General features: G+C 47.1%; 10 protein-coding genes. 6 read left to right on the top strand and 4 right to left on the bottom strand.

Translation table 11 applies throughout. From position 1 onward, the window contains the following. Positions 1-102: 102 nt before the first annotated feature. The 3 genes from dnm_RS20930 to dnm_RS20920 all read right to left on the bottom strand — a co-directional run bounded on the left by dnm_RS20930 (position 103) and on the right by dnm_RS20920 (position 2,897). Positions 103-852: a Uma2 family endonuclease gene (locus tag dnm_RS20930; protein ID WP_207678842.1), complete on the bottom strand. Its 750-nt coding sequence runs from the start codon at positions 850-852 to the stop codon at positions 103-105. A gap of 92 nt (positions 853-944) precedes the next feature. Beyond that, positions 945-1,175: a hypothetical protein gene (locus dnm_RS20925; protein ID WP_207678841.1), complete on the bottom strand. Its 231-nt coding sequence runs from the start codon at positions 1,173-1,175 to the stop codon at positions 945-947. A gap of 291 nt (positions 1,176-1,466) precedes the next feature. Beyond that, positions 1,467-2,897 carry a mannose-1-phosphate guanylyltransferase/mannose-6-phosphate isomerase gene (locus dnm_RS20920; RefSeq protein WP_207678840.1) on the bottom strand — a complete coding sequence of 477 codons (1,431 nt, stop codon included), beginning with the start codon at positions 2,895-2,897 and terminating at the stop codon, positions 1,467-1,469. A gap of 426 nt (positions 2,898-3,323) precedes the next feature. Here dnm_RS20920 and dnm_RS20915 point away from each other — a divergent pair, with 426 nt between their 5' ends. From dnm_RS20915 to dnm_RS20905, 3 genes are read left to right on the top strand one after another with little or no spacing between them, the layout of a single operon-like run. Beyond that, complete coding sequence (locus dnm_RS20915) at positions 3,324-4,547, top strand: ABC transporter permease (protein WP_207678839.1); 1,224 nt, start codon at positions 3,324-3,326, stop codon at positions 4,545-4,547. Positions 4,548-4,592: 45 nt separating this feature from the next. Continuing rightward, entirely contained in the window at positions 4,593-5,282 is a 690-nt protein-coding gene (locus dnm_RS20910; protein WP_207678838.1) for an ABC transporter ATP-binding protein, read from the top strand. A gap of 17 nt (positions 5,283-5,299) precedes the next feature. Next, complete coding sequence (locus dnm_RS20905; protein ID WP_207678837.1) at positions 5,300-6,607, top strand: hypothetical protein; 1,308 nt, start codon at positions 5,300-5,302, stop codon at positions 6,605-6,607. Positions 6,608-6,715: 108 nt separating this feature from the next. Here dnm_RS20905 and dnm_RS20900 read toward each other — a convergent pair whose 3' ends face one another. Beyond that, positions 6,716-8,371, bottom strand: coding sequence for a polyhydroxyalkanoate synthase family protein (locus tag dnm_RS20900; protein WP_207678836.1), 1,656 nt, complete (start codon positions 8,369-8,371; stop codon positions 6,716-6,718). An 827-nt stretch (positions 8,372-9,198) separates the two neighbouring features. Here dnm_RS20900 and ftcD point away from each other — a divergent pair. The 3 genes from ftcD to dnm_RS20885 all read left to right on the top strand — a co-directional run bounded on the left by ftcD (position 9,199) and on the right by dnm_RS20885 (position 12,774). Further along, positions 9,199-10,104, top strand: coding sequence for a glutamate formimidoyltransferase (gene ftcD, locus dnm_RS20895; RefSeq protein WP_246556055.1), 906 nt, complete (start codon positions 9,199-9,201; stop codon positions 10,102-10,104). Positions 10,105-10,109: 5 nt separating this feature from the next. Further along, a complete protein-coding gene (hutI, locus tag dnm_RS20890; protein ID WP_207678835.1) occupies positions 10,110-11,498 on the top strand; it encodes an imidazolonepropionase in 1,389 nt (462 codons plus the stop codon). Between the two features lie 658 nt (positions 11,499-12,156). Beyond that, positions 12,157-12,774, top strand: a complete 618-nt coding sequence (locus dnm_RS20885; protein ID WP_207678834.1) for a cyclodeaminase/cyclohydrolase family protein — start codon at positions 12,157-12,159, stop codon at positions 12,772-12,774. Positions 12,775-13,148 lie beyond the last annotated feature (374 nt).

Here is a 13,148-nt window from a genome sequence, read left to right as displayed (position 1 = left end):
TTGATTCCTTAATTTCGGATAGTAGGGGCACGTCGGTGACGTGCCCTCCGGATGTGTCTCTCGAATTTCAGATAAGAGCATGTCTCCGACATGCCATTATGCTTATAATTCACCGTAACGACGGCGATATTTCTCCAGAAGCTTTTCAGCGTCTTCGGCTCTTTGCCTCTCCTCGTAAATTTTCTGCTCCGCACTTTCAAGCTTCTGCTCCGAATGCCTGTATAGCTCAAGATGTGTGGGCAAGACATGCCCGTCCGGTGTCATCCATCTCAGCCAGTCATCCTTTATGACAAGATAAAGACCAGCTTCGGACGAATAGATTCTCTTCTCTTTGTCCGGCTGCACGCTCTCATAGGTGCTTTTCTTCAGCCAGAACCCCTCAAACTCCTGACTGAAGGGATCGTAAATGTAATATTCGGGTGTTCTGAAAATCCGGCTGTAAAGTTCCTTTTTCACTGTTTTGTCAGTTGTTCTCGTGCTGTCGGACAGCAGCTCGATAATCACATCGGGAAAGCGCATCCCCTCCTGCCAGACTACCCAGGACTTCCTTTCCCTGTTTTCCACATCCATGACAAGAAAGACATCCGGGCCTCTGAACTTTTTGCTCCCTGACAGTTCGTAGTGCAGAAACATGTTTCCGCCCACATAATATCTTTTGTCCTCTCCCCAGTAAGCCTTCAGCGATTCAATAAGCAGGATCATCTGATCCCTGTGTCTTGGTGTTTCCATTGGCACTCCGTCATCACACGGCAGGTCGTCCTCGGTGGGCAGGGATGCGATGCTTCTTGAAAGCTCCTCATCCTCGTCCTCCTCAAACAAACTTTCCGCTATTTCCGCATTGATGTTTGTCATTTTACCCTCCTCTGTAAATTTGAAACTTGAAACTTGAGTTCCGAAAGCCCTGCGGATTTACCAATCCCAAGCGATCCGGGAGCGAAGCGCAATCAACGATCTAATTCTTTGGCCTCTGCCAGAACAGGATTCACGTCAAACCATGAACCATCGTCATCCTTGTATTCAAGAACAAAAAGATTCCGCAACAAGGAATGATAGTTTTCGTATTTGTGAATCTTTTTGTTTTTTGTCAGTGCTCGGAGCAAATCCCATTCATCCTCCGATATTGCCAGGCTTAATCTGTTTCGTTCTTCCCGGATCACATCTTCCAAAGCATCCACGCCTGGCCTCTTCAATCAGCGGAATCTGATCAGTGCGGTCTAAGTAAAAATATCCTCCTGTGATAATATCACAAAAATCACACATTCCAAAGGGAATTTCATAACCTCCCCTGCTTTGTCAGTGGCCAGTTGTCTGCTGTCCGTTGGGATAAACTGCAAACAAGTGACCACTGACAAAATTTCAGAATTCAAAATCCTGTTTCATACCGGTCTCCATATCTGATTCCATGTGCCCGCTTAGAATGTAAAGGTAAGCCGGATACCTTTATTGCAGACAGATGTCTGGCTTCTCTAAGCATCTTCAAAACGAACAATATCATCTTCTCCCAGGTAACTGCCCGAGCGAACCTCTATCAGTTCCAGGGGAATTTTCCCGGGATTTTCCAGTCGATGCGCTACGCCTAAGGGAATGTAGGTCGAGTTATCCTCTTTTAACAGAAACTCCTCATCTTCTTTCCTCACCAGGGCAGTGCCTCGTAATACAATCCAGTGTTCTGCTCTGTTAAAATGCTTCTGAAGGGCAAGTTTTGCCCCGGGTTTGATGATCACCCGTTTTACCTGAAAACGATCTGAAACAACAATGGTCTCGGATGACCCCCAGGGCCGATACACTTTTTTATGAGAAAGGGCCTCTTCTCTCTGACCGGCTTTTAATATGTTGACAAGGCTTTTTATATCCTGAACCTTGTTTCTCGGTGAAATAAGCACTGCATCGGAAGTCTCAACCACAATATGATCTTCAAGTCCCACAGCCGCCAACAGCCGGGTGCTGGCGTGGAGAAAAGAATTTTTCACATCATGGATCAGCACATCTCCGTGAATGACGTTCTCATGTTCATCTTTTTCTCCCACCTGCCATAACGCCTCCCATGACCCCAGGTCATTCCACCCGGCCTGCATGGGGACCATGGCCCCGTTTTTTGTCTTTTCCATGACCGCATAGTCAATGGAATCACCGGGGCAGGCTTCAAAAGACTGTTCATCAAGACGGAAGAAATCCAGGTCTTCTTTTCCCTTGAGAACCGCGTTTTCACAGGCTTTTACGATTTCAGGGACATATGTGTTCATCTCCTCCAGCACAGCCGAGGCTCTGAACATGAACATCCCGCTGTTCCAGCAGTAATTTTCGGAATTCACATATTCAATGGCTGTCTTCAGATCCGGTTTTTCCACAAATTCATCAATGGCAACAGCTTCCAAGGACTCCCTCTCAGGCGGCTTTCCATCGGAATTTGCCAGCTTTTTCCCTTTTCTGATATATCCGTAGCCAGTTTCCGGAGCTTCGGGTACAATGCCAAAGGTGATGAGACGCCCTTTTCGGGCAAAATATACCCCGGTGTGCAACGCATTATGAAGTCCGGAAACATCTTTTATAAAATGGTCGGCAGGCAGCACCAGAAGCAAAGGATCATCTCCCCGGGATGTTGCCTGCAAAGCAGCCACGGCCACGGCCGGCGCTGTGTTTCTGCCTACGGGTTCAAGAATAATGGATGCGTGGCTGATGCTGATGTTACGAAACTGCTCTGCAATCATAAATCTGTGGTTTTCATTGCATATAACAATGGGATCACTCATTCCTTTAAAATCTTTGAGACGCAGAACCGTGCTTTGCAACATGGTATGATCGCCAACAAGGTCTAACAATTGTTTGGGATACAGTTCACGAGAAAGCGGCCAGAGCCTTGTGCCGGAACCACCGGCAAGAATAACCGGATATATCATTTTGTCCTCCTCTGTAAATTGAAATTTAAAATCCGAAGTGCAAAAATTTTGATTATAACGGAGTTAGAAGATGCCGGTAACGCCCTGTGGGGGCGACATATTTGTAGCAAATCGTGCTGCGAATATGCCGCCCCTACAGGGCTTGGCGGGGGGGGCTGCAAACCTGCTGCTACAAATATGCCGCCCTTACAGGGCTTAGTCAGTCCTTCCCTAAATCCGTTATAATCAGCAAAAATTTTATTTTTGCGTTTTGCGAAAATAAAATTTTCGCACTCCGGATAAATTCATGATGCTCCTATCTGAAGCTTGACAGAACAAAGCAAAGATGGCAAACTTATTTTTCCAAATATTCCTTTTTATAAAAAATATTTTGAAGTGATTTAAGTATGTTTTCAGAAAGATGTCCAATTACGAAAGGTTGCCGATATGTATTTTCAATTAGCCTGGCGGAACATCTGGCGGAACCCCAGACGGACAACCGTTATTATGATCGCCATTATTATCGGAATGTGGACCATGATTTTTATGGGTGCCCTGAGCCGGGGGATGATGGATGGCATGATCCGCAATTCCATTGCCACTCTGACCGGAGAGATTCAGGTTCATCATAAGGGCTATCGAAATGATCCGGTCATTGAAAACAGCATGATCGCGCCTGATGAAGTGGAAACCGCCCTCAGAAAGACCCTTCCGCCCGGAGCGCAATGGACATCCAGAGTTCGGGTCAATGCCATTGCCAGTAATGCCCGACACTCGAGCGGCATCATTCTGGCAGGAATTGATCCTGACCAGGAGTCAAATGTTTCGTTTATCGGTGACAAAGCCATTCGTGAGGGGCGTTATCTCAGGCCCGATGATAAAAACGGAATTATAGTGGGCAAGGCATTAATAGACAAGTTCGAAACCAAATTAGGGCATAAGCTGGTTCTCATGTCCCAGGATGCTGGAAAGGAGATCGCTTCCCGGGCGTTTCGTATCATCGGGGTATTCAGAGCGGAAATGGAGGCCACGGAAAAGCAGTTTGTCTTTGTGACCATGGCTTCGGCACAGCATATGCTCGGACTGAAAAAAGGGATTTCCGAAGTCTCCCTTGTTCTTCCGAAGGGGGCGGATGTCACCCAAGTCGCTGCTGAACTGAAAGCTGCGCTGCCCTCTGAATACGAAGTTCACACTTGGGGGGAATTGCTGCCCATCATCACGGCATACCTGGATATCTATGACGGATTTATGTTCCTGTGGTATCTGGTCGTATTCATTGCAATGGGCTTCGGCATTGTCAACACCATGCTGATGGCCGTATTTGAACGAATGCGGGAGTTCGGCGTTCTCAAGGCCCTGGGCATGAAGCCGTGGTGGATTATCAGAGAGGTTCTCACAGAATCGTTTTTTCTTTTGATTATGGGCATGGCTATTGGAAACGCCCTGTCCTTTCTGACTGTTCTGGCATTGTCCGGCACAGGCATTGATCTTTCCTCTCTTGCAGCCGGAGCAGAATTTGCAGGCATTTCCCGAATAATTTACCCTGTGATTCAGGCCAAAGATATTCTCATGGCGAATCTCGTGGTATTCATCCTGGGCATTCTGATCAGTATTTATCCGGCAGCCAAAGCCGCTAAAATAACACCGGTGGAGGCTATGGCGCACACCTGATTCAGTTGTCATCTGTCAGATGATGATTTGTGAGGGAGAAATCATATGAATATTGTTGAACTTACTGACATCAAAAAAATTTACCACCAAGGCAATGTTGATGTTCATGCGCTCAGGCGCGTGAGCCTGTCCATAAAAAAAAGAGAGTTTGTGGCTTTGGCCGGGCCTTCCGGTTCGGGAAAGACCACCATGCTGAATATCATGGGCGGGCTGGACACGGCAGATTCCGGCAGCGTGGTCGTGGATGGAAAAGCGTTTGATAAAATGAATCAGTCAGAGTTGGCAAATCTGAGACTGCACAAAATCGGGTTTATCTTTCAGTCGTATAACCTTATTCCGGTGCTGTCCGCAGTGGAGAATGTCGAATATGTCATGCTCTTACAGGGCGTGCCGACAAAAGAACGGCGGGAACGGGCCATAACCATACTGGATGATGTGGGTCTGGGCGGTAAATATGACAGACGGCCGGCCGAGCTTTCCGGGGGACAGCAGCAGCGGGTGGCAGTTGCCAGGGCCATTGTGTCCAACCCGTCCATTGTACTCGCGGATGAGCCTACGGCAAATCTTGATTCTGAAACCGGAAAAGGATTATTGGAAATGATGAGAGAAATGAATCAGAAAAAAAGCGTCACTTTTATCTTTTCCACACATGATAAAATGGTCATGGACCATGCCCGCAGGCTGGTTCATATCAGAGATGGCCAAGTGGCAGATGATGTGGTCAAAGAAAATTGAAAATGGAGAATTGAGAATTGAAAATGAAGGCTGGAAACAGAATAATCAATAATCAATTATCAATTACCATAGTTCTTTTGACACTGATCACCCTGAATACGGCATTGGCGTGGTCTGAGTCTGAATGGGGCGGGCATGTCCGCGCCCGCGGAGCTGTGTCATGGCCGGATGATGAATCTGTTTTCCAGCTTGCGGACACGGGGCCTTATTATGACAGCTCTGGTGAATTTCGGCTGAAGACCAAGGCGTTCTTCGCGGACTGGGGATTTTTTGAAACCCATTATGAAGCAATTCTTTCAGGCGGAGACACCTGGCAAAGCAAGAAATTTTTGGAGCGGCTTTCTCCTGATTTTTTCAAGAATAATCTGGGGGGGAATCCGAATGACGATCTTCGACTCATGGATTTGACCAAAACCATTGATGAGGATGATGATTATATTTTCTATCATCGCCTAGACCGGCTTTCGCTGACGTTGCAGCCAAAATGGGGAACGGTCTGTATCGGCCGCCAGGCCCTGACGTGGGGAAATGGTATGTTGTTTAATCCCATGGATTTGTTTAACCCGTTTTCGCCCACAGATATTGAACGGGATTACAAAATCGGGGATGACATGCTCACAGGGCAGCTTTCCATCAAAGAAACAGGGGAGTTTCAGTTTCTTTATGTCCCGAGGCGGGATATGCTGAGTCATGATGTGGAATGGGACAGTTCTTCTTTGGCAGGAAAACTGCATTTTGCCGCGGGAACCACTGAATTTGATGTCATGGTCGCCAGACATTACAAAGATTACATCGGGGGAATTGGCAGCACAGGATATATGGGAAATGCCGCGTGGCGTATGGATGCCACATGGACATTTCTGAATGCGGAAAGCGGCACGGACAGCTTTATCTCTCTTGTGGCAAATATGGATTATTCCTGGGTCTGGTGGGAAAAGAATTTTTACGGCCTGATTGAATTTTATTATAATGGCCTGGGACAGGATGAGTATGCCGAGGCCATGACTGATTTGGATATTCTTCCGCGACTGGCGCGGGGGGAAATGTTTACTTTGGGCAAAACTTACTTGGCCGGTGAGATTCATCTGGAATTACACCCGCTGTTTAACACCTATCTGACGCTGCTCACTAACCTTTCCGACCCTTCCGGCGTGCTTCAGCCCCGGGCAGTGTGGGATATCACCCAGGATATTCAGGGCATTTTGGGGGCAAATGTGTATTATGGGGGAAAAGATACGGAATTCGGAGGATTCAGGATGCCGTACACAGATTTCCTTGAAAAGCCTCCGAACAGTGTTTTTCTTTGGCTGACCTGGTTTTTCTAAAAGACGGAGGTTAAAGCGGCTCCGGAGTGCGAAAATGCAATTTTCGCAAACTGCAAAAATAAAATTTTTGCACTCCGGAAAGCGCCCGCTTTGCAAAACTGGTTTATTTTATACGTTGGCCTGTTTTTTTGTCTTGAACTCAGATAAATCTTTGACCGATTCCTGAACTTTGGAAGACGTCCTGACCAGATTTTCCTTTTCAGACAACTCTCTGTCCAAGTCCAGTTGAAAGCGTACCGGCCCCCGGTATTTTTCCTCACCAAAGCTGGTATGAAGCGCGTATGCTGACTTGGGATTGGACCAGGATGTTGCAATGGCAACATGGCCTTTGGGGAACGGGGAAATTTCCACATCAATATAATCCAGCGGGGCCAGTGCGGTTTCCTTTTCCACCAGATCATCTTTTTCTCCATAGCAAATCAGCCACCGGATGCCTTTTTCCTTTATCCGTCTGAAATTAAGCTTTTTGCCAAAAAGCTTTACCGGAAGCGTTCCGTCCTCGGTAATCGGTATGTTGTAAGAATCAAAACTCATCTGGGTAATGCCAAGGGGAAGATCGGTCCGCTCATTTGCCAGCCAGTAATTAATCGCAGCCGCAGTCTTGCTGACCTTAATCTCACCGCCGCCGTTACTGGCACTGAGCATCATCATATCCCGGAAAAACACAACCAGCGGGGCTTCGTTTTCTATGCTTTTGAGTTTGTAAACCCAGCCCATGAGGGTGCCATCAGCAACTTTGTTGCCATTGGGCAGAGTCTTGGTTCCATATGCCAAATCATTGAAGCGCTGCGGCAGGTTTTTAAGAAAAGCGGACAACCCTTTGCTGCGGGTTCCGTCCATGGGAGAAACACAGGTCAGTAACGCATCCACCAGCCCGTCCAACTCACCGGAAAGAACATCACACACCGCGGTGTATCCGCCCTGACAGTAGCCGTTTAGTGTCACGGGTTTTCCATGTCTGGCTTTGATTTTTTCACAGAAAAACTTGGTATCCAACGCATCATCTTCGCCAGTCATGACCTGAAGCGCGGGGGTCGTGCCGATATCCTTCAGCACCCTGATATACGTCGGAATTCCCATGTTTGCAAAACAATGGGTGTAACTCTTTTTTTCACCAGGCAGAAACGCCAGAATATTGGCCCCCAGCACATACGGCGGAAGAATAAGGACAGGTTTTCCGTTTTCATTCACTTCAATGCTTTTGTCCGTGGGAAGCACCTGATAAAGAAAAAAGCGGTCTGTCTCGGCAAATTTTATCGCGTTGGCCTTGTTCTCAAAGTGAAACCCGAATTCAGGTTCAATATCCATGATTTTCTGAGGATATATATTGGCCACCCGGTCCGCCACTGTCGCAAGCCGGGCCGTGAAGGCTTTCATATCCTCTCCCTCCTGATTCAGAACAGTGTTAAACCAGGCCATGACCGCATTTTTCATTTCCCTGTTATGATAATCGCTGACCGCCTTCATGGTTCCGTTAAGAAACCTGGTGGTAACACCAAGATTGAACCCCAGGAGATCCATATAAGACTGAAAACTGTCCAAAGGTGAAGTGGTCAGCAGTCTGGCCTGTTCCACACCCGTGAAGTAGTTTACAGAAATCAGATACGGGGTTATGAAGTCGTTTAAATACTTTGTCATGCCAAGATAGTAATTTTGCGTGGCACTGAACTGATTTGCGACGATCTCAATCGGAGACAAAAGCTTCTCGGTGAGATTTTCCAAAGAGAAGTCCTGATCCTGATTTGAATCAAATATATTATTCATGGTTACCCTCCGATAATAAACATAGTTCTAAGGGATTGTCTTAACTTGCAGTGTCAGAGTATCTGCTTTGCAGAGATGAGTCAATAAGGTGAAAACTGTATTCAGGGGTATAAATATCCTCATTATTGGCGCGGTGTCCTTTTGATATCGTCGAGGATAGAATTTGAAGGTATGGCCGTGTGTTGCCCCTTTTTTTTTATGTGTCTCTGCATAAGTAACTTTACACCGGCATCAGTAAAATATTACAATAACATCACAAAAGAAAATACAAAAACCTCAGAACCGGCTCATATCAGCAGATCGAAAATATCTGAGAAATTCAGGGCGGTTCCTAGTACCGCGCTCAGGCGGTCCTGTGAGATCACAGACCGTCTGAAAGCGGAACTACAAACTTTTTTCGATCTGCTGAATATCTTTTTGTTTAAAATTTGGTCATCTGAACCGACAGGACACTGGCTTATTTATTTTCAGTTTTTTAAGCTTATGATTTTTATAGATAAAATAAAATTTAAGATGCGTCTGATACAATTATCATGTCTGAAATGACCTTATTTATTGAAAATTAGATTATAATAGTATATTATCCTTACAGTTGTCAAGTCTGTCGGATATTAATTTTTTGCATACCAGTTTCCGAATCCGCTTTGAAACAAATATTCAGCAGGCTGAAAATGCGCGTGCCTGCTTGACAAACCCGGCCGGCTATTTTGGTTCGGATTTGCCAAGCCGAACCCGGGCAATAACAGGGTATCTCTTTGATATCCCGGGGGAAATAATGGAAAACTTCCCTCTCAGATTCTGAATACGTCCATTTTAAGGAGGCGAGCATGTCCGATATGAAAAAAATTTTGGAATGTGTCCCAAATTTTAGTGAAGGAAGAAAATCTGAAAAAATTGAGGAAATCGTCAATCCGTTTCGAGGAAAACCCGGTGTCAGACTTTTGGATTATCAGACAGACAAAGACCACAACCGGCTGGTGGTGACGGCTGTGGGAGAACCTGAGGCATTAAAACGTGCCGTGACCGAAGCGATAGGAGCCGCGATTGAGTGCATTGACATGCGGCAGCATAAAGGACAGCATCCCAGGATGGGGGCAGCAGATGTGGTTCCGTTTATTCCGGTTAAGAATGTCACCATGACAGAGGCCGTGGAAATTTCAAAGGACTTTGCCAGACAGGTATCTGAAAAATATAATTTGCCTATATTTTTATATGAAAGATCCGCGTCCGCCCCGGAAAGAGAAAATCTTTCAAATATAAGAAAAGGCCAGTTCGAGGAAATGGCTGAAAAAATTAAAAGACCTGAATGGAAGCCGGATTTCGGGCCATGGGAAATTCATCCCAGTGCCGGTGTCACGGCTGTGGGGGCCAGAATGCCGCTGGTTGCCTTTAACGTGAATTTGGATACAGATGACCTCACCATCGCCAATGAGATTGCAAAAAAAGTCAGATACAGCAGCGGGGGACTGCGATATTGCAAAGGTATCGGCATCGGATTAAAAGAAAAACGCATTGTTCAGGTGTCAATGAATATGACGGATTTCACGAAAACAGCGATTTACAGGACGTTTGAACTTATCAGAACAGAAGCAAAAAGATATGGTGTGAATGTCGTGGGAAGCGAGATCATCGGGCTTGTTCCCATGGCTGCACTGATTGACACGGCCGAATATTATCTGAGGCTGGAGAATTTTTCCATGGAACAGGTTCTTGAATACAGGATCATGGAGTGAATGTCATGAACACTGTCACACTGATAAAAAATGCGTCCGAGCTGGTGACATGCAGCGGATTTAAGGCAAAACAGGGAAAGCAAATGTCTGATCTGCATATTATCAGAAATGGCGCACTGCTTATTGAAGACGGCAGGATTACAGCCGTGGGAAAAACCCGGGATGTGCTTGCTCAGTTCGAAAAAACAATGGTGAACAGAAACCCGGCTTTTTCCGGCGATGGAGAGAATTCCGTCCGAGGCAAAAAGCCGGGTTTCTTCTCACACCGCGACTTTTTGTCCTCTACACAGGCAGATGTTGTAGTTATAGATGCCGCTGGAAAAGCAGTCTTACCCGGGTTTGTGGATTCGCATACGCATTTTGTTTTTGGCGGATACAGGGCTGAGGAGTTTTCATGGCGTCTTCAGGGCCGCGGCTATATGGAAATTATGAAGCGCGGCGGCGGAATTCTGAACACAGTAAAAGCAACAAGAAAAGCAGCCAAGTCAGAACTGACCGAGGCCGGACTGAAGCGGTTGGATTCCATGTTGTCATTCGGCGTGACAACGGTTGAAGGGAAAAGCGGCTATGGTCTGGATCATAATACGGAAATCAGACAGTTGGAGGTCATGGCGGAATTAGACAGACATCATCCTGTTGATATTGTCAGAACTTTTCTCGGTGCGCATACGGTTCCGCCGGAATACAAAGGCAAGGAGGACCGGTTTGTTGATTTTATGAAAGATACGGTCATGCCTGAAGTGGTCAGACAAAATCTTGCGGAATTTTGTGATATTTTTTGTGAGAAGAATGTGTTTTCAATACAGCAGTCCGAAAGAATGTTACGCAGCGCCAAAGCACAGGGCCTGAAATTAAAAATTCATGCAGATGAAATGGTATCTCTGGGCGGGGCTGAACTGGCAGCGAAACTGGGAGCCGTATCCGCGGACCATTTGCTTCAGTCTTCTGACAAAGGCATCAGGGATATGGCCAAAGCAGGTGTTGTCGCGACATTGCTTCCTGGCACGGCATTCAGTTTAAAGGAACCCTATGCCAGGGGCCGATATATGATTGACAATAACTGTGCGGTGGCGTTGGCAACAGATATGAATCCGGGGAGCTGCTTTACCGAGTCTGTTCCGCTGATTATTGCCCTGGCCGCGCTTTATATGAATATCACGCCGGAGGAGGCCATTACCGCTCTGACCATAAACGGCGCGGCCGCGATTGACAGGGCAGACACCATCGGAAGCCTGGATCCCGGTAAACTCGGAGATGTCATCATCCTTGAGTTTCCGTCATATCAGTACATCCCCTACCACATCGGGGTCAGCACAGTGGAGAAAGTTATAAAAAAGGGCAGACTGGTGTTTGATAAGGATAAAAAAGTAAATAGCAGACCCCTTCAAACCTAAGCCGTCTGAATCCGTTAATTTTCTTCGTCCGCTTTTTGGCCTGTTTCCAACTGCCCTTCGACAAGCTCAGGGCGCGGTTACTCATGCAGTTCCCTGAGCCTGCCGAAGGGAACTGACTTGTCACTCATGCCGTTCCCTGAGCCTGCCGAAGGGAACTGACTTTTTACTCATGCCGTTCCCTGAGCCTGCCGAAGGGAACTGACTTTTTACTCATGCCGTTCCCTGAGCCTGCCGAAGGGAACTGACTTGTCACTCATGCCGTTCCCTGAGCCTGCCGAAGGGAACTGACTTTTTACTCATGCCGTTCCCTGAGCCTGCCGAAGGGAACTGACTTTTTACTCATGCCGTTTCCTGAGCCTGCCGAAGGGAACTGTCTTTTTACTCATGCCGTTCCCTGAGCCTGCCGAAGGGAACTGACTTTTTACTCATGCCGTTCCCTGAGCCTGCCGAAGGGAACTGTCTTTTTACTCATGCCGTTCCCTGAGCTTGCCGAAGGGAACTGACTTTTTACTCATGCCGTTCCCTGAGCTTGCCGAAGGGAACTGACTTTTTACTCATGCCGTTCCCTGAGCTTGCCGAAGGGAACCGATCCGACAAAAAATAATGACAAAAAGTATCATTTTCAGACGGCCTACTTCAAACCTAAAGGAGTAAAACCATGCTGGCAGATCTCAATATAAAAGATTTTTTAAACCGGGTCGCTTCAAACTCCGCCCTTCCCGGGGGCGGAAGCGTTGCCGCTTTAAGCGCAGCCCTCGGGGCCAGTCTTTCGGAGATGGTGGCAAATCTGACTATTGGCAAAAAAGGATATGAATCATCATATGAAGATATGAAAGCGATTGCAAAAGAAGCTGCTGAGTATCGTGAGAAGCTTATCCGAGATATTGACAGAGATTCGGATGCCTACAATCAGGTGATGGCCGCGTTTAAATTGCCAAAGGAAACAGAAGAACAGAACAGGGAAAGACATCAGGCCATTCAGAACGGACTGAAAACAGCGGCCTCGGTTCCGTTGGAAGTTGCAAAAGATGCCTTTAATATCATGGAACTGGCCGGAAAGGTCATTAAAAAGGGAAATAAAAACGCGGCAACAGACGGGGCCGTGGGCGTAATGATGGCCAGGTCCGCGGCCCTTTCCGCACTCTGCAACGTAAAGATCAATCTGGCTTCGATACAGGATGACGAATTTGTCCGAGATATCGAACAACAGGTAAAAGCAATGGAAAAACAGATTGGAAAAAAAGAGGAAGAGGTGTTGTCTTTCATGGTGTTATAACTCGATGATCATTCTGTCATTCCTGCGAAAGCAGGAATCCATTGTGCCAGCCGAGGAGCGGCCGTGCCCCCTCCCATGATGTCATTCCTGCGAAAGCAGGAATCCATTGTGACAAGCGGGGAGCGGCCGTCTCCCCTCCCATGATGTCATTCCTCCGAAAGCAGGAATCCATTGTGGCAGCCGGAGAGCGGCAGTGTCCCCTCACATGATGTCATTCCTGCGAAAGCAGGAATCCATTGTGCCAGCCGGACAGCGGCCGTCTCCCCCATGATGTCATTCCTGCGAAAGCAGGAATCCATTGTGCCAGCCGGACAGCGGCCGTCTCCCCCATGATGTCATTCCTGCGAAAGCAGGAATCCATTGTGACAAGCGGA

This window comes from Desulfonema magnum (assembly GCF_017377395.1).
In the GTDB taxonomy this organism is placed as follows: Bacteria; Desulfobacterota; Desulfobacteria; order Desulfobacterales; family 4be13; genus Desulfonema_C; species Desulfonema_C magnum.
This window is presented reverse-complemented; position numbering and strand designations above follow the sequence as displayed.